Below are 22,250 nucleotides of genomic sequence, written 5' to 3' on the forward strand. Positions count from 1 at the left end.
TTTTATAGATTAATTTCTTCTTTTACTTTATAATGTTTTTGTTGCGGATTATTCTTGATAATTAATTCACCTAAAAATCCTGCTAAGAAAAGTAATGTACCTAATATCATTGAGGTGAGTGCTATATAAAACCAAGGGTTTTGTGTCACCAAAATTGTTTGAATTTTATGGTAAACTCGGTATAATTTACTAGCACCTATGTAAAATGCAGAGAAAAAACCGAATAAAAACATTAGCGTTCCTAATAACCCAAAGAAATGCATGGGTCTTTTTCCAAATTTAGATAAAAAAGAGATAGTAATTAAATCTAAAAGCCCATTAATAAACCTATCAATTCCAAATTTAGTTACTCCGTATTTTCTTGCTTGATGTTTCACAACTTTTTCACCGATACTAGAAAAGCCTTCATTTAAGGCTAATATTGGAATATATCTATGCATTTCGCCGCTAACTTTTATGGTTTTAATTACTTCATTTTTATATGCTTTTAAACCACAATTGAAATCATGAAGATGAAGACCTGAAGTTTTTCTTGCGGCCCAATTAAATAACTTAGAAGGTATATTTTTGGTTACAACATTATCGTAACGTTTTTTCTTCCATCCAGAAACTAAATCATAACCTTCTTGGGTTATCATATTATAAAGTTCTGGAATTTCGTCAGGATTGTCTTGTAAATCGGCGTCCATAGTTATCACTACTTCTCCTTGAGCTTTTGCAAAACCGGCATCTAATGCTTGGGATTTTCCGTAGTTACGTTGGAAGCGTATAGCTTTAACTTCTTGATGTTGTATTGATAACTTTTGAATTACTTTCCAAGAGTCATCTGTGCTTCCATCATCAACAAAGATAACTTCATATAAAAATTGATTGGATTGCATAACTTTTGCAATCCAATCAAATAACTCTGTAATAGATTCTTGTTCGTTTAACAGTGGTATTACTACCGATATATTCATAATGTATTTGATACCAATTTTAAAATGGTAAAGTTACAATAATATTGGTTTAAAACACATCTTCTTTTTTTTGCATTACCGCCCCAGCAATTGCTGATATTATAAACCCTATAAAGGCAGACATAACTATACCTACAGGAATAGTTATAGCTGGGCCATTAAATTTTTCTACCATCTCAGCGGAAGTTTCTATTTGATCATCGCTCATTCCAGACTCTAACCACTCTTGCTTTTGTAATTCCATTACTTGTTGTTGAAAATCTGGTTCAATCATATTAGTAAAAATCAAAGTGTAAATCACAGAAATGACTGCGCTAACTACAGCTATACCAACACCAACTTTTAATGCTTGACCAAATGATAAGAAACTATTATTAGATGTTTTGAATTTTTTTATACCTATTACTATAATGATTACTGTAGCAATTAGTCCTATAACACCTGTTAGCCAGCTATACTCGAGTAAGTTACCTGTAGCATAAAAAACAAGATGAATAAAAATACCTATTACACCTAATATTAGTCCATAATTAAGAATAATACCTTTACTGTCCGTTTGATTTTCCATTGATAATTAAATTTGATTAGTTAATGACTTATAAAAATACTTAAAACATCTGATTAGTATTCAATGTTTTAAAAATGTTACAAAAAAAGATGTATTTTTTTTGCTAATGATTAAAAAAATGGTTGTAAATTTGCAGCCGGCAAGTCCTACACAACTAGCTCCCTTTGAATCCCCCAGGGCGGGAACGCAGCAAGGGTATTAGGTCGTAGCAGTGTGATGTAGATAGCTTGCCTTTTTTTATTCTTCCTCTTCAGCAGTATCTTTTAAATTTCTAGGGTGAAAATTTTCAATTACTTTTTGTAAATGCGTTTTATCTAAATGCACATAAATCTCTGTTGTAGTAATACTTTCATGACCTAATAATTGTTGTATTGCTCTTAAGTCTGCACCGTTGGTTAACAATTCAGTCGCAAATGAGTGACGTAATGTATGAGGCCCTATCTTTTTATTCAACTTACTTTTTGCTGCCAATTCCTTTAAAATTATAAAAATCATTTGTCGAGTTAATCGTTTTCCTCTTCTATTAAGAAATAACGTATCTACATCTGCATTTTGAGGGGTCATATGATTTCTATAATGAAAAATATAATAATTTATGAATCTTATGGTAGTTGCATGTATAGGTACAAATCGGTACTTATTTCCTTTTCCTAAAACTCGAATATATCCTTCATTAAAAAACAAATCAGAAAGTTGTAAATTAATTAATTCACTTACGCGTAAACCACAACCATATATTGTTTCTATAATAGCTCTATTTCTCTCTCCTTGTGGGTGGCTTAAATCAATATGTGAAATTAATTTTTCAATTTCTTTATCATCTAAAACATCAGGAAGATTTCTAGATGTTTTTGGAGATTCTATTAAGTCTAATGGATTATCTTCTCTGTAATCCTCGAAGATCAGATAATCAAAAAAACTTCGTAAACCAGAAATAATTCTAGCTTGTGTTTTTGGGTTTACAACTTTTGCAATCTCATATATAAAGAGTTGTATCTCTTCTTTATCTATAGTAATAGGGGATTTTGCTATGTTAAATTCAAGAATGAAATAGTATAATTTTTTTACATCTCTAGTGTAGCTCTCTATTGAGTTAGCGGAAAGTCCTCTTTCAATTTTCAAAAAAATACAGTAATCCTCAATTTTTTGTTGCCAGTCCACTAAATGATGTTGTTTTGATTAAAGTTTAATTTTTTTTCTAAGGAAAAAATACATTTGCTGAACAAACATATAAATAATAATTATGAAAAAAATTTTTTTAGTCGTTGCTGTGTTTTTTTTAGGATTAACTGTAAAGGGACAAGAAGGTAGTTTTTCTGCAGGAGCTAATTTAGGTTTACCAATTGGAGATGCTAGTAATGTATATTCTTTTGTTCTTGGAGCTGAAATTAACTACTTATTTGAAATATCAGATGGGTTTAAAGTAGGACCTTCTGTAAGTTTTATTAATTTTTTTAGTAAAAGTGTTGAAGGTATCGAAATACCAAATGCAAATTTCTTACCTATAGCAGCTGCAGGGAGATTTAGTATTTCAGAAGAATTCACTTTAGGAGCTGATTTAGGCTATGGAATCGGCTTAAATACAGGAAATAATGGAGGCTTTTATTACAGACCTTTGATTGGATATAATATTGCAGAAAAAATGATGCTACAAGCTAGTTATTCTGGATTTAGTGCAAACGGAGGATCTATTTCTAATATCGGTTTAGGAGTAATGTTTGCATTATAAAGGAGATTTAATTTTTTAAATAAAACAAAGGAGCGTGTAAGCTCCTTTTTTATTTAATAGCTTTTGAAGATAAGATATTTACCTACTAAAAATAGCTTTGAAACTGGTGTTTTCATAAACTTAGGTATAAGCAATAGTTCAATATTTTCTTTTTTTATTGAGAAATAAGTTTACTTTTGTCAAACAAACATTTAATTTATATTAAAAATTTAAAAATTATGAAAAAATTACTTTTAACTATTGCTGTGATTGCTTTAGGATTTACTGCAAACGCACAGAAAGCTGGTTTTAACGTTGGAGCTAACTTAGGATTACCTATTGGAGATGCTAGTGATTTATCGTCTTTTGTTTTAGGTGTAGAAGCTAATTATTTATTTGAAGCTTCTGAGGAATTTTTAGTAGGACCTTCTTTAAGTTTTGTAAACTACTTTGGTAAAGATGTTGAAATATTAGGAGTATCAGTTAGTTCAGATGCTAATTTCTTACCTATTGCCGCAGCTGCACGTTACATGCTTTCAGAAGAGTTTTCATTAGGTGCTGACTTAGGTTATGCAATTGGTTTAAACACTGGTAATGAAGGAGGTTTTTATTACAGACCAATGGTAGGATATAACATCTCTGAAAAAGTTATGTTACAAGCTACTTACTCTGGTGTTAGTGCTGATGGAGGATCTCTTTCTAACATTGGTTTAGGAGTTATGTTTGGATTATAATTCAAAAAAACATATTTAATTTAAAGGGGAGCATATGCTCCCTTTTTTTATATTCGCATAAAATCAATCAAATGAAAAAAATTATATCTATAATCACATTATTACTCTGTCTTCATAGTTTTTCTCAAGAAAATGAGCTAAATGTTGGCGTAAATGGAGGTGTAACAGTAGGTAACTTGGAAGCTGTGTCTTCAATAGCTTTTGGGGTAGAAGGTAATTATTTATTTGATATTTTTGATGGTATAAGTGTTGGTCCATCTTTAAACTTTTTGTACTTTGTAAGTAAAGAAAATACAGTTGACTCTAATATATATATACCTATTGGAGGAGCTGTTCGTTTTAATTCTTTTGAAGAGCAATTTTATGTAGGATTAGATCTAGGTTATGCAATTGGTATTTCCCCAGAAGGTGATGATGGAGGCGTGTTTTTTAAACCATTGTTAGGATATGAAGTTACAGATGCTTTTAAAATCAATTTATTTTATTCCGCTGTTAAAAAAAATTCACCTACATATAGTTATGTTGGACTAGGTGTTACTTATGATGTATTTAGTAATAGATATAATAATTTTTAATAATGAAGTTAATTATAATCAACGGACCTAATTTAAATCTTTTAGGTAAAAGAGAACCAGAAATTTACGGAAGTGCTTCTTTTGAAGATTTTTATATGTCCTTAAAAAAAGAATATTCTCAAATTGAATTGCTGTATTTTCAATCTAATATAGAAGGAGAAATTATTAATAAGTTACATGAAGTTGGTTTTGACTTTGATGGAATTGTATTAAATGCAGCTGCATATACACATACATCAGTAGGTATTGGAGATGCTGTAAAAGCAATTTCAACACCTGTAGTTGAAGTTCATATTTCAAATGTACATGCTAGAGAAGAGTTTAGACATAAAAGTTATATTGCAAAAAATGCTAAAGGAGTAATTTCGGGGTTTGGTTTAGGTAGCTATAAACTAGCGTTAGAAAGTTTTCTTACTTAACTATATAAAATGAAATTCATGAGAAAATTACAATTAAGTTTTTTGCTGTTAATTGTTGCTGCATTTACTTTAAATGCTCAACGAAAAGGGAATCTTTATTTAGGTTTTAATATTGCTACTACTCTTGAGGATTCTTTTGCTGATTCATCCTATTTATTAGCTGCAGAAGTCAATTATTTATTTAATGTATCTGAAGAGTTTAAAATTGGACCAGGAGTATCTTTAGTTAATTATTTTAGAAGCCCTACTGATTTTGCTCAATTATTTATAGTTCCCAAATTAGATGTGTTTGAAAAAATTGCGGTTGGTTTAGATGTTGGTTACGCCATTGGAATTAGAGAAAATAATAGAAATGGATTTTTTTTAAGACCATCTATTGGTTATAATGTAGATGACAAAACACTATTAAAACTTTACTATTCGAATATTTCTAACGGTGGTTCATCTATTTCCAATATAGGAGTAGCAGGGATTTTTCAACTATGGTAAGTTATATGCACCTATTTAATATACCATTTAATTAAATACAGATATCTTATACTTATTAGTAATAAAATTGGATAGAAAGGATACGTGAATTTTTGTATTCCAATTAAAGAAATTACAGGTATTACTATGAGAAATAGTAACAATACAATCAGGTAATATTTTACCCAATTGTTAAAGCTACTTTTTAGCATAACGAAAGCAATAACTAAATTTGGAGCCAACGCCCATAAAAAATTGAAATTATTTGGAGCTGTGGAATGATTTGTAAAAAACCATAAAAATACAATTAATACACCTAATAGTCCGGAAATAAAAAAGATTGAAAAATCTAAAGCTTTAGTTCTTTTGTTTCGCTTAATATCGAAAAAAGTTATTAAACAAGTTAATACGAGTAATAAAGAGAATATCAAAAACGGACTGAGAACATCACTTTTAGGTAGTTTGGGTTCAAATTTTAATAATTCATTGGTTTTTGAAATCAATGGTAGTTCTTTACCTTCTTTATTTATTTTCGATGAAGAAAAAATGGTGTATAAATACTCTGGTAAATACATATATTCTTCAATACTAGAAATTTTATCCAATCTACTTCCTAAAGCAAGATTAATTCCAAAACTCCCCCAAGTGTTAGGATGTATTTTTTCATTCATTAATGTTCTTAACGATTTAGGAGTTTTTAATATGCTATCATTGAAAATTATTTTATTTTTTAATACTTCTTTTTTGATAATATCTTTTGGTCTTGTAGCACAGTTATCAAAAAAGGGATCGTAGAAATAGCTTGCATTTTTAGGTTGTGCATTAATCTCTAGAAACATGAAAAACGCATTTCTTTCATCTACGGTTAAATTTAAAACTTGTTCCTTAACCCAACGCTCGTCTTGATTTGCGCTCTTTAAAGAATAATGAAAAGGATATCTAGCTAATTTATATTTCATGAATCCTTTTACAAAATTCACATAAAAATTAGGATCATTAAAATCAAAGATTCCATAATTATAGAGTAAGTCTAAGTTTAAAACGGGATCTTTTATTCGTATGGCTGTGTGCCCAAATTTTTCATATAAATTGTCTCCTGGGCCTGAAGTAATAATACTAATTTGAGAAAAATTAGATAGTTTTACATTTTGAGAAAAACCAAAAAATAGAGATGTTATGAAAACTATAAAAGATAACTTTTTAATCATGATTTATCGGTAAAAACTATAATCAAATTTTATTGAAAAAATATTAGAAAATAAGGCATTTCCAACACTTCCTATATTAGTTAATGCATAATCTATTTGAATTCCTTTAAATGTAAACCCTAGTCCGAAGTTTGGTTGTACTGAAAGAGAATTATCTCCATTAAATTCTATTGTATTTTGAAAATTTCCTGCACCTAGTCGTAGAAAAACAAATTGTTTGTAATCTAACTGAAACCCAAAAGCAGGATCTATACTTACAAAAGAAGAGGATATAATATCATTAGTTTCAGCAAATCTCATGTTTAAATCAATTTCAGAGAGTAAGTTAAAGTTACTACCTAATTTAAAGCTTCTAGCGACACCTAATTGCAATTTAGGTTTAGTAATTTCAGTTGTTTCAGGCAATTCTTGATTTTGGCCTGGAACAGCTTTTCTTATTTTCTCAAATTCAGTTTCGTTTATAGCCCAAGTATTAAAAGTAGTAGTAATATCTCTTGCCATGGCACCAAATCTCCAACCATTTTTTTGGTATTGAATACCTAGGTCAAAACCAAAGCCCCAAGAGGTTGCGAAATCACCAATAATCCTACGAATAATTTTAGCATTTCCGCCAATTGAAAGCCCTTCAGCAGGAAGCTTTCTGGCATAACTTACTGTAAAGGCATAATCAGCAGCTGAGAATAAGTTAATTCTATTAAAATCAATATTTCCATCCCCATCAATAAGTTCTGTAGTATTTAATATATCATCTACTCCAAATCTAATAATGGATAAACCTACAGCACTGTCATCATCTATAGGCATGGCAAAACCTCCATAGTTATAGGTAGCTATACCAGCAAAATAAGAAGCATGCATTAAAGTACCTTGATAATCTTTAACAGCTACCAAACCAGCAGGGTTCCAGTATGAAGCATTTACATCATTAGAAGTTGCTACTACAGATTTACTCATTCCAAGAGCAGCAGCATCTACACCAATATTTAAAAATTCATTGGAAAAATTTCTAAACTGAGCTTGTACAAAGACCGTAAAGAAAAGAAACAGGTAAAAGAATTTAGTTTTCAAATTTTTACTTTAATATGAACAAATATCCTAATTCCTTAGTAAATAACACTAGTTTTTTATAGTTATTGTTTGTTAAGAATAGATATTGAGTTTATTTTGAATAAAATCAACTAATTGTTTTTCCATCCAGTACGATTGATCATTAAATGAAGCTACAAAACCTACATGACCTCCATATTTTGGGGTAGCGAGATAAAAATTATCTGAGTTTTCAGCAATTTCGTATGGATAACAAGCTATCGATAAAAAGGAATCATCTTTAGCATTTATGAGTAATGTTTTATGCTTTATTTTAGATAAATAGGGCTTACTACTCGCTTTATTCCAATAATCTTCAGGGCTATCAAAGCCAAATACAGGAGCTGTATAGAGTTCTTCAAAATCTTTAAAACTCGATGCTTTTGCTATTAATTTTTTATCAGGATTATATTCAGGAAACTTTTCAGATTTGGCAATGACTTTAGTTTTTAATGTCCTAAGAAATTCTTGCATATAAATTTTATTCTTCAATTTGTTTAGTTCTTCTTGAGCACTTACCAAATCTATTGGAACGGAAACAGCAATACCTCCTTTGATAACTTCTGGAATTTTATTTTCATATTCTCCTAAATATTTAAGGATCATATTTCCTCCTAAACTAAAACCAGCTAAAATGATATTTTTATAATTATAATTTTCAATTAAATATTTAATTATAAAATCTACATCATCAGTTTTACCTGCATGATAGGTCTGTAAAATATTATTGTCTTCACCACTACAACCTCTTAAGTTTACACAAACAACATCATATCCTAATTTCTGTAAATATTGAGAAGTGGAGCGCATATAACTAGAGTGAGAATTTCCTTCTAAACCATGAATCAACATTACCAAAGAGAATGAATCAGAAGTAAGGAAGTCCAAATCAATAAAATCATGATCCCAAGTATCTATTCTTACCCGATGATAAGAGGGGGTATATTTTGAGCTAAAGAATTTATAGATTGTGTTAATGTGAGGGTTTTTAAACGGAAAAGAAGTTTCAAGTTGGCTTTTAAGTAATGGCATTCTAAAACAATTTATTAAAAATAATTAAAAAATCTATCAATTTCATATTTTCGTAAAAATGTTGAAAAAATTATGAATATCAAAAAACACATCCCAAATATTATCACTTTAGGAAACTTATTGTGCGGTACAATTGCAATTATTCTGGCTGTTAGAGGCCTTTTTTATGCTACAGCCATTTTTGTAGGTATTGGTATTATACTTGATTTTTTAGATGGTTTTGTAGCCAGATTATTAAATGTACAAGGAGAACTAGGAAAACAATTAGATAGTTTAGCAGATTTAGTGACCAGTGGTGTAGTACCTGGAATTGTAATGCTACAATTTATGGTACACAGTTCATACTATAGAGAATTTGGTTTTTCTTCTTGGGATGCCGCTTTAGATATAGGTTTAAGTCTTGATAATTTATTTTCTATTGAATTGATTGGCTTATTACTCACTCTTTTTGCAGGATACAGATTAGCAAAATTTAATATAGACACAAGACAAACGGATAGCTTTATTGGTTTACCAACACCAGCGATGAATCTATTTGTAGTCTCATTGCCTATGATAGCAGGTTATAGTAAAAATCAAGTAGTTTTAAATTGTATTCACAATGAAATATTTTTGGTTACTGTTACTATTGTATTATCAATTTTGATGGTTTCTGAGCTTCCTTTATTTTCATTAAAATTTAAAAACTATTCATTGAAAGATAATGCACTAAAATATTTATTTTTAATAGCATCTATAGTTTTACTTATCCTTCTAAAATTCTTGGCTATACCAATTATAATTATCATTTATATTCTATTTTCAATACTGAATAACATATTTATGAAAAAAGCTTCCTAGTGGAGCTTTTTTTATTATGTTCAACTTAAAAGGTATTAACAATAATGCTAAAATAATTATCAAAGTGTTGGATAGCAAAAGTTAGAGTAAGTGTGAATACACAGGAAATTAAGGTTAGTTGAATAATTTTGGTTTATGAATCAATACTGTAATTATACTAAAGGCAGGGGTAATAATTAGTGTAGCAACTAAAAATGCTAAAGGAATATCAACGGCACTGATAAGATTTATTAAAGCTTTTTCATTTTTAAAAAAAGGACGCGTTAAAAATCCGTTTGCATCATATTTTGTTAACAGAATAAAAAAAGTGACAACAATAAAGAGAAGAGTGACAGAGAATACTTTGAACTTTAGTGCTTTTTTATATAGTTTCCATTCTAAAAGATCTATAGATTGATAAAGTGTTCCATTAAAAACAAGTATAATTGAAAGAAAGCCATAAATATCCGAATATCTAGCTAGTACATGTCTAAAAAGAATTTTTCTATCAATAGTATTTTGTTCGGTAATACCTTGTTCAAAAATATTTCCAGTGGCATTATGAAAAAAGGCTAAACAAGATGATAATATAGCGAGTATAAAGAAAATATGATAAATTTTAAAACGGCTACGTTTGCGTATACGCATTTAGAACTTTTTCTTTTTCAACTCAAAATCTTTTCCTAAATATACTTTTCTAACAGTTTCATCGGCTGCTAATTCCTCGGGAGTTCCTTCTTTTAAAATACTTCCATTATACATTAAGTATGTTCTGTCAGTAATAGCTAAAGTTTCCTGTACGTTATGATCGGTAATTAAGATACCTATATTTTTATTTTTTAAGTGAGCTACAATACTTTGAATATCTTCAACAGCAATAGGATCTACTCCTGCAAAAGGTTCATCTAGTAAAATAAATTTAGGATCTGAAGCTAGACATCTAGCTATTTCTGTTCTTCTTCGTTCTCCACCAGAAAGTAAATCACCTCTATTTTTTCGAACGTGTCCTAAACTGAATTCTTCTATTAGTTCTTCTAACCTGTCTTTTCTTTCTTGCTTTGTTCTATCTGTAAATTCCAAAACAGATAAAATGTTATCTTCTACAGAAAGTTTTCTAAATACAGAGGCTTCCTGAGCTAAATATCCGATACCTTTTTGAGCTCTCTTATACATAGCATCTTCGGTAATTTCTTCAGTATCTAAAAAGATTTGTCCGAGATTAGGTTTAACCATTCCAACAATCATGTAGAATGACGTGGTTTTACCAGCCCCATTAGGACCAAGCAAACCAATAATTTCACCTTGTTCTACTTGTAAAGAAATACCTTTCACCACTTTACGGCTACCATATATCTTTTGTATGTTATCAGCTTTTAATATCATAAATTAGTTACTATTTGTATTGTAAATAGTTTTAAATTAATTGTTAAGATATATATTATTCAGAAGACTCTAATGCTTCCCAAAACTCAACAGCACGACGTAAATGAGGTATCACTATTGTTCCACCTACTAAAGTAGCTATAGACATTGTTTCCATCATTTCTTCTTTAGTAACCCCGTTTTTATATGCTGTTTCTAAATGGTAAGCAATACAATCATCACATCTTAAAACAGCAGAAGCAACTAAACCTAGTAATTCTTTTGTTTTTACAGATAAGTGCCCCTCAGCATATGCATTGGTATCTAAATTAAAAATTCTTTTGATAACCTTATTATCTGCACTTAAAATTTTTTCGTTCATTTTAGAACGATATTCATTAAACTCTTGGACTTTTTTCGACATTTTTTTGTTCTTTTTTAATTACAAATTTTGAAATATGGATACCAATCTCATATAAAAACATAATGGGAACAGCTACAATAACTTGACTAGCTATATCCGGTGGTGTAATAATGGCTGATAGTATTAAAACTAACACTAAGGCATGCTTTCGATATTTCTTTAAAAATTCAGGAGATAGTAAACCAATTTTAGATAAAAAGTAAATTAAAATTGGGAGTTCAAAGAAAAGAGCAACACCAATTAAAGTATTTGTAACAAGACTTATATACGCTTCTAATTTAAAATTATTTTGAATAGTTTCTGCTATAGAAAAGTTATAGAAAAAATAAACAGACATAGGAATGATAACATAATAACTAAATAAAATTCCTAAAAAGAAAAGGAGCGAGGCGATAAAAATAAAACCTCTTGACTTTTTTCGCTCATTTTCTAATAATCCAGGAGCAATAAATCTCCAAATTTCCCATAAAACGTATGGAAAAGCAACAACAAATCCTAAAATTAATGACGACCAAATTGCGGTCATAAGTTGTTGTGTTGGATTTAAAGCTTGTAAGGTTTGTTTAAATTCTACTGTACAGAAATCTGTGTCTATTCCTATAGAAGAAAAGGCTTTACAGAAAAAGCGATATGTTAAAAAGTCAGGTTTTAGATGGGCTAATAACACCTCATTAAAAACCACATTTATGAATATGAAAATAAGTATAGCAACAAAAAAAATTGCTAAAAAACTTCGTATTAGATGCCATCTTAATTCTTCAAGATGCTCTAAAAAAGACATTTCTTTCTCAGCCATTAAAAAATTCCTTCTTTTATTAAATCATGTAAATGTACAACACCTAAATAATCCTTGTTTTCGTTTGAAACTAAAATTTGTGTAATACTGTTTTTCTCTAATTTTTCTAAAGCTTCAATAGCCATAGCGTCAACGTTAATTGTTTTAGGAGAAGGGCTCATTATATCTGTGGCCACTAACTCATCAATCTTCGTTGTTTTACTTAACATCCTTCTTACATCACCATCTGTTATAATCCCTTTAATTGTATTGTCTGAATCAACTACAGCAGTAACTCCAAGTCTTTTTTCAGAAATTTCAACAATTACTTTAGAAACGTTATCTGTAGGTAAAACTTTTGGAAGTTCGTTATTTTTAATTAAGTCAGAGACTCTTAAATATAATCGTTTACCTAATGCTCCACCAGGATGGTATTTTGCAAAATCACGATCTGTAAAACCTCTTAAATCTAATAAGCACACAGCTAAAGCATCACCTAACACTAATTGTGCAGTTGTACTTGTTGTTGGTGCTAAATTATTAGGATCAGCCTCTTTTTCTACGTAAGAATTTAATACAAAATCTGCATTTTTTCCTAAAAAAGAATCAGCATTACCAGTTATAGCTATGATTTTATTTTTAGAGTTTCTAATTAAGGGGACTAAAACCTTAATCTCAGGAGTATTACCACTTTTAGAAATACAAATCACAACATCATTAACTTGAATATTCCCTAAATCACCATGAATAGCATCAGCAGCATGCATAAAAACCGCAGGAGTTCCCGTGGAGTTAAGTGTAGCTACTATTTTTGTAGCTATATTGGCACTTTTACCAATCCCCGTAACAATTACTCGTCCTGTCGAATTTAATATGAAGTTAACGGCCTCAGCGAAAGAATTATCCAAAAAATTGGTTAAATTAGCTATACTATTACTTTGAAGTTCAATAGTTTCTTTTGCTTTTGTCAGTATTGAGTTTAAATTTTTCAAAAAAATAAAATTTAATCTAAGCTACAAAAATAGGAATATTTTGCCGACTTAATCTTCCTTTAAAAGAAAGTTAACTTAACTTTTTAGTATTTATTTTTGTGTATTAGTTTGAATTTTTAAATTTGGCTCACGGGAACATTATGAAAATGAATTTATACGATGCATTAAAAAAGTTTTTTGGATTCAATCAATTCAAAGGACTTCAAGAGGACGTAGTTCAAAGTATTTTAAACGATGAAAATACTTTTGTGATTATGCCTACAGGAGGAGGGAAATCTTTGTGCTACCAATTACCTGCATTGATGAAAGAAGGTACAGCTATAGTTGTATCTCCTTTAATCGCATTAATGAAAAATCAGGTGGATGCCATACGAGGAATTTCTGAAACTCATGGAATAGCTCATGTATTGAATTCTTCACTTAACAAATCTGAGATTAACCAAGTTAAGCAAGATATTGTTAATGGAGTTACTAAACTTTTGTATGTAGCTCCAGAATCACTTATAAAAGAAGAATATGTAGACTTTTTAAAAGCTCAAAAAATATCTTTTGTAGCCATTGATGAAGCACATTGTATTTCTGAATGGGGGCATGATTTTAGACCCGAATATAGAAACTTGAGGGCTATAATTAAACAAATTGACAACGTTCCTGTCATTGGTTTAACGGCAACAGCTACAGAAAAAGTACAAGAAGATATTCTTAAAACTTTAGGAATGACAGATGCTAATATCTTTAAAGCATCTTTTAATAGGCCTAATTTATTTTATGAAGTACGACCAAAAACGAAAGATATAGAAAAAGATATCATTCGTTTTATAAAACAAAAAGAAGGTCAATCAGGTATTATTTATTGTTTAAGTAGGAAAAAAGTAGAAGAAATAGCACAAGTTTTACAAGTTAATGGTATCAATGCTTTGCCATATCATGCTGGTTTTGATGCTAAAACAAGAGCAAAACATCAAGACATGTTCCTAATGGAAGATTGTGATGTTGTTGTAGCTACTATAGCCTTTGGTATGGGAATTGACAAGCCAGATGTACGTTTTGTAATCCACCATGATATTCCTAAGAGTTTGGAAAGCTATTATCAAGAAACAGGTAGAGCAGGAAGAGATGGAGGAGAAGGTCATTGTTTAACGTTCTATGCATACAAAGATATTGAGAAGTTAGAGAAATTCATGGCTAATAAGCCTGTAGCCGAGCAAGAAGTTGGTCATGCACTGTTACAAGAAGTTGTAGGTTATGCTGAAACGTCCATGAATAGACGTAAATATTTATTACATTATTTCGGAGAAGAATTCGATGAAGTACATGGAGAAGGTGCTGATATGGATGACAATATGCGTAATCCTAAAAAGAAACACGAAGCAAAAGAAGAAGTAGTTACCGTTTTAAATGTTATAAAAAACACCAATGAAATGTATAAAGCTAAAGAGCTTGTAAACACGTTAGTTGGTAAAGAAAATGCACTGTTAAAATCACACAAGACTACTGAACAAGCTTTCTTTGGAGTAGGAAAAGATAAACCTTCAGCGTATTGGATGGCTTTAATTCGTCAAATGTTGGTTGCTGATTTCATACGAAAAGAAATAGAACAATATGGTATTGTTAAAAATACGAAACACGGACAAGAGTATTTAGCATCTCCTGAATCTTTTATGATGACTGAAGATCATGAGTATTCTGTTGAAGACGATGGATCAATAATTACAAACACAAAGTCTGCAGCTGTTGGAGTTGATGATAAGTTAGTTTCAATGCTAAAAGATTTAAGAAAAAAAGTTGGTAAAAAATTAGGAGTACCTCCATTTGCTGTTTTTCAAGATCCTTCTGTAAACGATATGGCACTTAAGTATCCAATTACTTTGGATGAATTGTCTAAAGTACACGGAGTAGGTGAAGGAAAAGCAAAAAAATATGGTAAAGATTTTATCAAACTTGTAGCACAGTATGTTGAAGATAATGATATAGTGAGACCAGATGATCTAGTAGTTAAAAGTACTGGTGTTAATTCGGGATTAAAACTATATATTATTCAAAATACAGATCGTAAACTTCCACTAGAAGATATTGCTGGTTCAAAAGGATTGGCAATGAATGAATTAATTAAAGAAATGGAAGCTATAGTGTATTCTGGTACTAAGTTAAATATAGATTATGCTATTGAAGATTTGTTAGATGAAGATCAACAAGAAGAAATTTATGATTACTTCATGGAAGCAGATAATGATAAAATTCAAGAAGCGATGGATGAATTTGATGGAGATTATGATGATGAAGAATTACGTTTAATGCGTATAAAATTCACAAGTGATGTAGCTAATTAAAATAATATCATTTATGAATGATAGAGTTACTGAATATATTTTAAATTTAGAAAAATGGACGCAAGAGTTACAACTTTTGCGTTCATTTTTATTAGAATTAGATGTACAAGAAGATATAAAATGGGGATTACCAGCATATATTTACAAAAAGAAAAATATAATGGGAATGTCAGCTTTTAAAAATTATTTTGGCTTATGGTTTCATCAAGGTGTTTTTTTAAAAGATGAATTTAAAGTTCTTATCAATGCTCAAGAAGGGAAAACTAAGGCGATGCGTCAATGGAGATTTAATTCAATACAAGATTTAGATAAAAATATGATTCAGCAATATGTATTAGAAGCAATGCATAATATAGAACTAGGAAAAGAACTAAAACCAAACAGAGCTCAAAAAAAAATAGAAATTCCTGATGTATTACTTTCTCAATTTGAAAAAAATAGAGAGCTCAATGAAAAATTTAATTCATTATCCCTAACTAAAAAAAGAGAATTTATAGAATATATATCTGAAGCTAAAAGAGAGACCACTAAACAAAATAGACTTGTGAAAATTATTCCAATGATACTTAATGGTATTGGTTTGAATGATAAATACAGAAAATAAAATTATTTATTTTTTATAAAAACTTTATCTATAGTTGCTGTACTATCGCATCTAATTACATATAAATCTAGTTTTTCACCTTCTACATAATACTCAGCACAAGGTCTTAAACGAGGTTTACTCTTTTTAAAAGCAACATCACCAGATTTTAAAATCAAGGAAATTTGGGCAGTATCAACATTATATTGATCAATTACTTGCTGAGCTGATTCAGAAAAAAGTCTTTTTTTAGTTCGAATACTTTTTAATGTTCTTGCATCCATACCATAATCAAAAGTTACTTTTTTATTTTTCCAGAAAAATGATACAGCTAAAGTACCAAAAGTTACTCCTATTAAATAATAACCAAATCTTTTAAGTAATCGCATTATGAAATTTTAGACCTCAAAAATATTAATATCTTAAATAAAAGAAGAATTTTTTTGGCTTAAAAAACATTAAATATTTTTTAGGTTAATTATATGACTTCTAATTTAATATGCTTCACATGGAAGAAAAAAGAGCTTATTTTTATTTTTTTTTAAAATTATTTTGGTAGGGAATTTGTTTCGAGAGTTGTTATTATAATAAAACTAAAAGACAATGAAATTAAAATCAATCAGTTTAAAAGCCCTTAGTTTATTATTGGGAGTTACAGTTATTTTTTCATCTTGTAATGATGACGCATCGGATGTAATTGATAACGGAAATCAAGATCAAGCAGTGTTTAATGAACTAATAGGAACATGGTTAATTCAAGAAAGTAAAATTAATGGAACACAAGTTAGCGCTGAATCATTTGATTGTTTAAAAACATCAGTAGCTAAATTTACAGAGTCAGAATATGATTTAAACTATAGAAAAAAAGGAACAGGAACATTTGCTGCAGGTTGTGCTGTTACACAACAATTTTCTGGAACTTATGAATTCAATAAAGATGGGGTAGTAGGTTTAAATTCCGCCAGAGGTTTAACAGCAGAGTTAAAAGATGGAAAGTTAATAATTACTAGTGTAGATGGAAGTGACAAGCAAGAAGATGTTTTTATAAACGAAAAAGATATAGTAACAGGAGTATTAGATTCTGATGATACTACAACCGGAGGAGGAAATCCAACAACACCAGTTGCTGAAACTGAAGAATTCAAAAAATTAAAAGCGAAATTACAGGGGAAATGGAATTTAAATTCTTTCGAAATTAATGAGAAACCAATCACCTTGAGTTCTTGTAGAGCTGGTTCTTACTTAGAATTCAAAGAGAATGACAATAAAATCTTTATTCTTCAGAAAAAAGCAACCTTTACCAAAGGAGATTTAAATAAGTATGGTTTAGGTGTTGGAGGAACTGGTATTCAATCAGTAAGTGCAACTAAATCTTTTTCAAGTGGAGATAATACAGATAAAGTAACTTTTGACACCAATGCAACTTGTAAATTTGTATTAGAAAGCACTCGTGTTTTTGAGCATGAAACGGGGAATGAATTAAAAGTTAAAAATACTAGAGATGTTATCAAGTTTAAATTGATTGATGACAATACTATTGAGCTTACATTTAAAAATAAAGCTACTAAAACTGAAGGTAAGCAGATCTATAAAAAGATGTAATCTTACAAAAAAAGAAGAAACCTTAATTTTTAAGGTTTCTTCTAAAAACTACTAAAACCTATGTTCTAGTAAGTCCCCCAAAATTTAAATCTTATATTGGAATAAAAGCTTGAATCTTATAGAATTCATCGGCGTTTAAATTATCATTAGATATATTTGGTCCAAAAGCAAATCTAAACCAAACACCATTATTCAATGTGGCTTTAACATAGCCTCCTAAAAATTGATATAATGTTTTTGTATCTCCGGTATCTACTCTTGTTTGTCCTAAATGCTCGTAAAATCCACCTAAAGAAAAAGAGTCACTGACCTTAATACCAGGAATTACCCAGTTTAACATTAAATCTTGTGAGCTTCCTTCACCACGTAAACTCATATAATATGCATGATAGGTTTCAAACTCAAACCTTCCTGAATGATATAAAGCTAAAACACTAGGAATAAAACTTTCTGCTATTTTAGTTCCTGCAGTTTGAGATAATAGTTTTCCGTGTCCAAAACCAAGGCTAGGGTTCACAAAAAGTTTTCCATCTTTAGAAGCAAAACCTAAACCTATACCAGTTTCTAAGAATAAATCTTTTCCTTGATTACCAAATGATGGATTTACCCAAAATACACTATAAAAGGTCAGTTTTTTTCTTGGTTTTAATTCATAAGAACCTAAAAAGACATTATTGAAACCAGCTCCACTATTGTGTATTGGCATAATTGCAAATGTAGTTTTCGATTTTTTTTCCTCATTATTTTGAGCTCTTGATGATACTATTGATATAATTAAAAAAGTGATTAATAAAATTGATTTTTTCATGATTTGTTTCTTATGTGTTAATTAAATTTTGCAGTTCTTTTTTCAATGAAAGCACTCATACCTTCAATTTGATTTTGCGTATGGAATAGAGAATGAAATAATCTTCGTTCGAAAAAAATCCCATCTTTTAAACTACTTTCTAAAGCATAATTAGTAGCTTCTTTGGCTGCTTTTAAAGCGATTTTAGAATAGGAAGCTATTGTTTGAGCTATATGTATTACTTGAGATAGAAAGTCTGTTTTACGTAATATTTGCGTAACTAAACCGATTCTTTCTGCTTCAATTGCATCGATAGTTCTGCCAGTTAAAATCATTTCCATGGCTTTAGGTTTACCGATTAATTTGGTTAATCGTTGTGAGCCACCTATACCGGGAATAACTCCTAATTTTATTTCTGGCTGACCAAATTGTGCATTTTCTGAAGCATAAATGATATCGCACATCATGGCAAGCTCGCAACCGCCTCCAAATGCATATCCATTAACAGCGGCGACTATAGGAGTTTTAATACGTGAGAAGAGCTCCCAATAGCCGAAATAATCTTCATTAAACATTTCAGAAAAATCCTTTTGGATCATTTCTTTAATATCAGCTCCTGCACAAAATGCTCTTTCATTTCCTGTAATAATAAAACAGCCTACTTCAGGGTAATTATCATATTTCTGTAGTCCAGAAATTAATTCAATCATAATCTCTGAATTCAATGCATTTAAAGCTTTAGGACGATTCAATTTGGCAATAACAATCCTACCTATTTGTTCAAATAGTACATTCATAATTAATAAGTTTTTGGTTTTTTAAGAGTCCCAAATAGCTCCATAGGCTGGAATACCAATATATTCCATGCTGTGGACTACTTTTTGGGTTAGACTTTTATTAGATATGCAGATAATAGCTTCAGCATTAAAATCTTTATAAGCTTTGTAAGCCAACTTAACTAAGTCAGGTTTTCCATGTTCATCAGTATTCCAAATAATAGCATTTGGTTGTACATTTTTTATTTCGTTTACAAGTGCTTCACCATAGGTTTTCTCAGGAGAACGCGTAGACCAAATTAATACAGAAGGTGTTTCATTAAGTAATAAATGTGGTAAACAAGGACCAATTCCGCTACCTGTAGCTACCCAAATTACTTTATTGAATAATTTATCTACATTTCCAACCCCAGCCGTTGGAATGCCTTTTACCCATATTTTATTAGGTTTTTCTGAGATAAATTTACCTGTCCAATCACCAGCCCTAGAAATTGTTAAACGAAATCCTGATTTATTAGGTGCTGGAACATTAGCAAAAGAATGCCATTCTAGTAAAGGGTTTCTACTCAAAGCTGTTGAAGAGCCTGCGAATGGAGTAGTACCATAATCAAAAGAAGTTAAAGCAACATGATTAGAAGGACTAACTATATTAATATCTACTTTCTTAAGTCGTAACCAGGGAATAATTACACTTATTGTTAAGGTCATTAAAATCCAAAAATCTAATTTTTCCCATAAAGGAATTGAAGGGGATTCTAACTTTACAAATAGAAACATTTGTATCCAAAATAAAAGTAATACTGACCATCCTCCAATTCTATGTGTAATTTCAAATTGGTTATGATACTTAGCTCTAATTTGAGGTAATGCCATAATGACTATGATTACGAGTAACACTAGAATAAAAGTGGTAATCATCACAATAGGATTACTAATTTGATATACATCATTAGATATGCTATTATAAATTCCCCATACAAAAACAAAGTACCATAGCGTGCCCATTGTAGCACTAGAGCTATGTAAGCCACCAAAATGATATATTTTGGCACATACTCTTCTAATAAATAAAGGCCAGTGTTTAGGTACGCTTGTAGCTACCTTAAATAATAGATTAATTACGTATTGTTGCCTGATTAGAATTGCTAATGAAAAATTGAATAAAATAACACGAGAAATGTTATAGATAGCTACATGTTCAGGATTAAACCAATGCCATGAATATAACCCTTTATAAAATATGTAACAGTTCACTAACGTAATTAATATAAATAATCTTCGATATGGTATAAAGAAAGGATGTTTACCAATTCTATATAACATATTTTTCTTTGGAGGTAAAACAATGTTATTCATAATCTAGGATTGAGTATATAGTTCTCGGATTTTTCTTTTGTCTATTTTACCTCTAGAAGTTTTAGGTAACTCTTCTAAAATCTTAAATTCACTTGGTAAGTAGTAATATGGAAGCTGTTCTTCTATAACCTTTTTAATATCATCAATAATCGTATTTATAGTACTTAAATCCGTTAAACTTATAAATGATATCAGATAGTTTTTGTGTTTTAGCGTTACAGCTCTTTTAACTTCTTTAAAATTTTCAATGATTTTAGTAATTGCATCTAATTCTACCCTAAATCCTTTAATTTTTACCTGATCATCTATTCTACCATAATGGATCAATTCTCCTTGATTATTCCATTTGCCTAAATCTCCAGTATTAAACATTTTACCTCCATTTTTAAGGAAAATATCATCCGAATATCTAGTGTTGTTTAGATCTTCGTTATTAATATACCCTTTGGTAACACAATCGCCACCGGCCCACATTATACCAACTTCACCAATTTTTACAGGCTTTTTTTTGTCATCTAACACATATACTGTATTGTTTGGTGTAGGTTTGCCAATAGAAAGTTCAAAACTATTAGGTTCACACTTTTTCATTGTATTTACTATTGTTGTTTCTGTAGGACCACAACAATTATAAAAGTCACACATATTTGACCATGTGTTAGCTAATATTACTGGGCATGGTTCACCCGCTACAGCAACTGTCTTTATTTCATTACATTTAGTAGCATCAATGGTCGTTAATATGGTAGGTGTAGAAATAATGACATTAGCTCGTTTTGCAGTTTCTTCTATGTTTTTATTTCGAATCAGTAGAGTACCACCATTTCCAAGACAACCCAAAATTTCCCAAGCAGCCATGTCAAAAGAAACGTTTAATATTTGCGCTACTTTTGTACCTGTTGTAATACCTAAATTTCCAGGTGAATTATATAATATATTACAAAGGTTTTTGTGAGTGACTTCTACACCATTAGGGGTTCCTGTAGTTCCAGAAGTAAATAATACAAAACAAGGTGAATTTTCTTGATCGTTCACATGATTAATTAAACGAATATTGCCATACAGATTTTTGTAGCTCTGTTTCTGTGGTTCAATATCTATTTGAACTGTATTTTTTTTATTGAAAAAATTAAGCTTATCACTGTAATTAGATTGTGTTAGTATTGCTTTTATATTGCTTAAATCAGAAATTTCTTTAAGCATAGATTTTGGTACTATTCTAGGGTCTTGAGGTATATACACAGCCCTTAATTTTAATACAGCTATAATTCCTATTAGCATGTCTAAAGATCTGTGCACATACAATCCTACTTTATCTCCTCTAATGATTCCTTTTTGCTTTAGAATTAATGCTAGAATTGTAGCTTCATCATCAAGTTGCTTATATGTTATGCTTTTATTATTAAATTCTGCAGCAATACTTTCTGGAGTTTTTGTCACCCAATTTTCAAATGCATGTATTACATTTTTATAAGGAGTATCATATACTGAGGCAATTCCATATTCAATAAAAAGATTTTGATCTTCTGAAGATAAACTTTGAATTTGATTTAGATATACAAGTTTTTTGAGGGAATGAAGATCGTCTTTTACATACTCGATATACTCAGTATCATCGTTAATAATTGATTTTTTCATGACTTATTTAGTTAAGGTTAATACTAAAATTGAAGAACTGCAGTTACAA

The 22,250-nt window shown here is 29.9% G+C and carries 25 protein-coding genes and 1 other RNA gene; 10 read left to right on the forward strand and 16 right to left on the reverse strand.

The window, feature by feature from the left end; translation table 11 throughout:
* Positions 1-2 precede the first annotated feature (2 nt).
* Both BVC87_RS03055 and BVC87_RS03060 read right to left on the reverse strand, forming a co-directional pair.
* Entirely contained in the window at positions 3-959 is a 957-nt protein-coding gene (locus BVC87_RS03055; RefSeq protein WP_075340881.1) for a glycosyltransferase family 2 protein, read from the reverse strand.
* Positions 960-1,008: 49 nt separating this feature from the next.
* Entirely contained in the window at positions 1,009-1,527 is a 519-nt protein-coding gene (locus BVC87_RS03060) for a DUF4199 domain-containing protein (protein WP_075340882.1), read from the reverse strand.
* Positions 1,528-1,664: 137 nt separating this feature from the next.
* Here BVC87_RS03060 and ffs point away from each other — a divergent pair.
* Positions 1,665-1,763: signal recognition particle sRNA small type (ffs, locus tag BVC87_RS03065), an RNA gene on the forward strand.
* Position 1,764: 1 nt separating this feature from the next.
* Here ffs and xerA read toward each other — a convergent pair.
* The gene (xerA, locus tag BVC87_RS03070; protein WP_075340883.1) at positions 1,765-2,688 is read right to left on the reverse strand and encodes a site-specific tyrosine recombinase/integron integrase; all 924 of its coding nucleotides are present in this window, start codon (positions 2,686-2,688) and stop codon (positions 1,765-1,767) included.
* 82 nt (positions 2,689-2,770) lie between these two features.
* Between xerA and BVC87_RS03075 the strand changes: the two genes are divergently transcribed.
* The 5 genes from BVC87_RS03075 to BVC87_RS03095 all read left to right on the forward strand — a co-directional run bounded on the left by BVC87_RS03075 (position 2,771) and on the right by BVC87_RS03095 (position 5,452).
* Entirely contained in the window at positions 2,771-3,256 is a 486-nt protein-coding gene (locus tag BVC87_RS03075; protein WP_075340884.1) for an outer membrane beta-barrel protein, read from the forward strand.
* 218 nt (positions 3,257-3,474) lie between these two features.
* A complete protein-coding gene (locus tag BVC87_RS03080; protein WP_075340885.1) occupies positions 3,475-3,969 on the forward strand; it encodes an outer membrane beta-barrel protein in 495 nt (164 codons plus the stop codon).
* 71 nt (positions 3,970-4,040) lie between these two features.
* On the forward strand, positions 4,041-4,544 hold the full coding sequence (locus BVC87_RS03085; protein WP_075340886.1) for a hypothetical protein: 504 nt from the start codon (positions 4,041-4,043) through the stop codon (positions 4,542-4,544).
* 2 nt (positions 4,545-4,546) lie between these two features.
* Positions 4,547-4,963, forward strand: a complete 417-nt coding sequence (gene aroQ, locus BVC87_RS03090) for a type II 3-dehydroquinate dehydratase (protein WP_075340887.1) — start codon at positions 4,547-4,549, stop codon at positions 4,961-4,963.
* An 18-nt stretch (positions 4,964-4,981) separates the two neighbouring features.
* A complete protein-coding gene (locus BVC87_RS03095) occupies positions 4,982-5,452 on the forward strand; it encodes a hypothetical protein (RefSeq protein ID WP_075340888.1) in 471 nt (156 codons plus the stop codon).
* A gap of 11 nt (positions 5,453-5,463) precedes the next feature.
* Here the strand turns inward: BVC87_RS03095 and BVC87_RS03100 are convergent, their stop codons facing one another.
* From BVC87_RS03100 to BVC87_RS03110, 3 genes are all read right to left on the reverse strand, one after another.
* Positions 5,464-6,639: a lipoprotein N-acyltransferase Lnb domain-containing protein gene (locus BVC87_RS03100; protein WP_075340889.1), complete on the reverse strand. Its 1,176-nt coding sequence runs from the start codon at positions 6,637-6,639 to the stop codon at positions 5,464-5,466.
* Between the two features lie 3 nt (positions 6,640-6,642).
* On the reverse strand, positions 6,643-7,707 hold the full coding sequence (locus BVC87_RS03105) for a putative type IX sorting system protein PorV2 (protein ID WP_075340890.1): 1,065 nt from the start codon (positions 7,705-7,707) through the stop codon (positions 6,643-6,645).
* 72 nt (positions 7,708-7,779) lie between these two features.
* Positions 7,780-8,757, reverse strand: coding sequence for a YheT family hydrolase (locus BVC87_RS03110; RefSeq protein WP_075340891.1), 978 nt, complete (start codon positions 8,755-8,757; stop codon positions 7,780-7,782).
* A gap of 72 nt (positions 8,758-8,829) precedes the next feature.
* Here BVC87_RS03110 and BVC87_RS03115 point away from each other — a divergent pair, with 72 nt between their 5' ends.
* Positions 8,830-9,597 (forward strand): CDP-alcohol phosphatidyltransferase family protein, encoded by a 768-nt coding sequence (locus BVC87_RS03115; protein ID WP_200799158.1) that lies wholly within the window; start codon positions 8,830-8,832, stop codon positions 9,595-9,597.
* Positions 9,598-9,711: 114 nt separating this feature from the next.
* On the opposite strand, the gene BVC87_RS03120 is transcribed toward BVC87_RS03115, so the two are convergent.
* The 5 genes from BVC87_RS03120 to BVC87_RS03140 are packed head-to-tail and all read right to left on the reverse strand — an operon-like array spanning position 9,712 to position 13,129.
* Positions 9,712-10,224 carry a hypothetical protein gene (locus BVC87_RS03120; protein WP_075340892.1) on the reverse strand — a complete coding sequence of 171 codons (513 nt, stop codon included), beginning with the start codon at positions 10,222-10,224 and terminating at the stop codon, positions 9,712-9,714.
* Positions 10,225-10,959, reverse strand: coding sequence for an LPS export ABC transporter ATP-binding protein (gene lptB / locus BVC87_RS03125; RefSeq protein ID WP_075340893.1), 735 nt, complete (start codon positions 10,957-10,959; stop codon positions 10,225-10,227).
* Positions 10,960-11,014: 55 nt separating this feature from the next.
* Entirely contained in the window at positions 11,015-11,362 is a 348-nt protein-coding gene (locus BVC87_RS03130) for a carboxymuconolactone decarboxylase family protein (protein WP_075340894.1), read from the reverse strand.
* Positions 11,337-12,158, reverse strand: coding sequence for a twin-arginine translocase subunit TatC (gene tatC, locus BVC87_RS03135; RefSeq protein ID WP_075340895.1), 822 nt, complete (start codon positions 12,156-12,158; stop codon positions 11,337-11,339). Before tatC ends, BVC87_RS03130 begins: the two co-directional genes overlap by 26 nt.
* Positions 12,158-13,129 carry a KpsF/GutQ family sugar-phosphate isomerase gene (locus BVC87_RS03140; protein ID WP_075340896.1) on the reverse strand — a complete coding sequence of 324 codons (972 nt, stop codon included), beginning with the start codon at positions 13,127-13,129 and terminating at the stop codon, positions 12,158-12,160. Before BVC87_RS03140 ends, tatC begins: the two co-directional genes overlap by 1 nt.
* Positions 13,130-13,275: 146 nt before the next feature.
* Between BVC87_RS03140 and BVC87_RS03145 the strand changes: the two genes are divergently transcribed.
* Together BVC87_RS03145 and BVC87_RS03150 are read left to right on the forward strand one after the other, a co-directional pair.
* Positions 13,276-15,459 carry an ATP-dependent DNA helicase RecQ gene (locus tag BVC87_RS03145; protein WP_075341021.1) on the forward strand — a complete coding sequence of 728 codons (2,184 nt, stop codon included), beginning with the start codon at positions 13,276-13,278 and terminating at the stop codon, positions 15,457-15,459.
* 13 nt (positions 15,460-15,472) lie between these two features.
* Positions 15,473-16,063 carry a YdeI/OmpD-associated family protein gene (locus BVC87_RS03150; protein ID WP_075340897.1) on the forward strand — a complete coding sequence of 197 codons (591 nt, stop codon included), beginning with the start codon at positions 15,473-15,475 and terminating at the stop codon, positions 16,061-16,063.
* Positions 16,064-16,065: 2 nt separating this feature from the next.
* On the opposite strand, the gene BVC87_RS03155 is transcribed toward BVC87_RS03150, so the two are convergent.
* Positions 16,066-16,431 (reverse strand): DUF4258 domain-containing protein, encoded by a 366-nt coding sequence (locus tag BVC87_RS03155; RefSeq protein ID WP_075340898.1) that lies wholly within the window; start codon positions 16,429-16,431, stop codon positions 16,066-16,068.
* A gap of 214 nt (positions 16,432-16,645) precedes the next feature.
* Between BVC87_RS03155 and BVC87_RS03160 the strand changes: the two genes are divergently transcribed.
* Positions 16,646-17,644, forward strand: coding sequence for a lipocalin family protein (locus tag BVC87_RS03160; RefSeq protein WP_075340899.1), 999 nt, complete (start codon positions 16,646-16,648; stop codon positions 17,642-17,644).
* 91 nt (positions 17,645-17,735) lie between these two features.
* Here the strand turns inward: BVC87_RS03160 and BVC87_RS03165 are convergent, their stop codons facing one another.
* The 4 genes from BVC87_RS03165 to BVC87_RS03180 are packed head-to-tail and all read right to left on the reverse strand — an operon-like array spanning position 17,736 to position 22,201.
* On the reverse strand, positions 17,736-18,452 hold the full coding sequence (locus BVC87_RS03165; protein ID WP_075340900.1) for a DUF6733 family protein: 717 nt from the start codon (positions 18,450-18,452) through the stop codon (positions 17,736-17,738).
* A 17-nt stretch (positions 18,453-18,469) separates the two neighbouring features.
* Positions 18,470-19,228 (reverse strand): enoyl-CoA hydratase-related protein, encoded by a 759-nt coding sequence (locus BVC87_RS03170; RefSeq protein ID WP_075340901.1) that lies wholly within the window; start codon positions 19,226-19,228, stop codon positions 18,470-18,472.
* A gap of 21 nt (positions 19,229-19,249) precedes the next feature.
* Positions 19,250-20,563 (reverse strand): ferredoxin reductase domain-containing protein, encoded by a 1,314-nt coding sequence (locus BVC87_RS03175; RefSeq protein WP_075340902.1) that lies wholly within the window; start codon positions 20,561-20,563, stop codon positions 19,250-19,252.
* A gap of 3 nt (positions 20,564-20,566) precedes the next feature.
* Positions 20,567-22,201, reverse strand: a complete 1,635-nt coding sequence (locus tag BVC87_RS03180) for an AMP-binding protein (protein ID WP_075340903.1) — start codon at positions 22,199-22,201, stop codon at positions 20,567-20,569.
* Between the last annotated feature and the right edge of the window lie 49 nt (positions 22,202-22,250).

It is taken from the genome of Tenacibaculum agarivorans (assembly GCF_001936575.1).
GTDB classification, from domain to species: Bacteria; Bacteroidota; Bacteroidia; order Flavobacteriales; family Flavobacteriaceae; genus Polaribacter; species Polaribacter agarivorans.

Excerpts from the sequence above, each read along its gene's own strand:
- BVC87_RS03055 (WP_075340881.1), bottom strand. The coding sequence starts at position 959 with ATGAATATATCGGTAGTAATACCACTGTTAAACGAACAAGAATCTATT.
- BVC87_RS03060 (WP_075340882.1), bottom strand. The coding sequence starts at position 1,527 with ATGGAAAATCAAACGGACAGTAAAGGTATTATTCTTAATTATGGACTA.
- BVC87_RS03075 (WP_075340884.1), top strand. The coding sequence starts at position 2,771 with ATGAAAAAAATTTTTTTAGTCGTTGCTGTGTTTTTTTTAGGATTAACT.
- BVC87_RS03080 (WP_075340885.1), top strand. The coding sequence starts at position 3,475 with ATGAAAAAATTACTTTTAACTATTGCTGTGATTGCTTTAGGATTTACT.
- BVC87_RS03085 (WP_075340886.1), top strand. The coding sequence starts at position 4,041 with ATGAAAAAAATTATATCTATAATCACATTATTACTCTGTCTTCATAGT.
- aroQ (WP_075340887.1), top strand. The coding sequence starts at position 4,547 with ATGAAGTTAATTATAATCAACGGACCTAATTTAAATCTTTTAGGTAAA.
- BVC87_RS03095 (WP_075340888.1), top strand. The coding sequence starts at position 4,982 with ATGAGAAAATTACAATTAAGTTTTTTGCTGTTAATTGTTGCTGCATTT.
- BVC87_RS03100 (WP_075340889.1), bottom strand. The coding sequence starts at position 6,639 with ATGATTAAAAAGTTATCTTTTATAGTTTTCATAACATCTCTATTTTTT.
- BVC87_RS03110 (WP_075340891.1), bottom strand. The coding sequence starts at position 8,757 with ATGCCATTACTTAAAAGCCAACTTGAAACTTCTTTTCCGTTTAAAAAC.
- BVC87_RS03115 (WP_200799158.1), top strand. The coding sequence starts at position 8,830 with ATGAATATCAAAAAACACATCCCAAATATTATCACTTTAGGAAACTTA.
- BVC87_RS03120 (WP_075340892.1), bottom strand. The coding sequence starts at position 10,224 with ATGCGTATACGCAAACGTAGCCGTTTTAAAATTTATCATATTTTCTTT.
- lptB (WP_075340893.1), bottom strand. The coding sequence starts at position 10,959 with ATGATATTAAAAGCTGATAACATACAAAAGATATATGGTAGCCGTAAA.
- BVC87_RS03130 (WP_075340894.1), bottom strand. The coding sequence starts at position 11,362 with ATGTCGAAAAAAGTCCAAGAGTTTAATGAATATCGTTCTAAAATGAAC.
- tatC (WP_075340895.1), bottom strand. The coding sequence starts at position 12,158 with ATGGCTGAGAAAGAAATGTCTTTTTTAGAGCATCTTGAAGAATTAAGA.
- BVC87_RS03145 (WP_075341021.1), top strand. The coding sequence starts at position 13,276 with ATGAATTTATACGATGCATTAAAAAAGTTTTTTGGATTCAATCAATTC.
- BVC87_RS03150 (WP_075340897.1), top strand. The coding sequence starts at position 15,473 with ATGAATGATAGAGTTACTGAATATATTTTAAATTTAGAAAAATGGACG.
- BVC87_RS03155 (WP_075340898.1), bottom strand. The coding sequence starts at position 16,431 with ATGCGATTACTTAAAAGATTTGGTTATTATTTAATAGGAGTAACTTTT.
- BVC87_RS03160 (WP_075340899.1), top strand. The coding sequence starts at position 16,646 with ATGAAATTAAAATCAATCAGTTTAAAAGCCCTTAGTTTATTATTGGGA.
- BVC87_RS03165 (WP_075340900.1), bottom strand. The coding sequence starts at position 18,452 with ATGAAAAAATCAATTTTATTAATCACTTTTTTAATTATATCAATAGTA.
- BVC87_RS03170 (WP_075340901.1), bottom strand. The coding sequence starts at position 19,228 with ATGAATGTACTATTTGAACAAATAGGTAGGATTGTTATTGCCAAATTG.
- BVC87_RS03175 (WP_075340902.1), bottom strand. The coding sequence starts at position 20,563 with ATGAATAACATTGTTTTACCTCCAAAGAAAAATATGTTATATAGAATT.
- BVC87_RS03180 (WP_075340903.1), bottom strand. The coding sequence starts at position 22,201 with ATGAAAAAATCAATTATTAACGATGATACTGAGTATATCGAGTATGTA.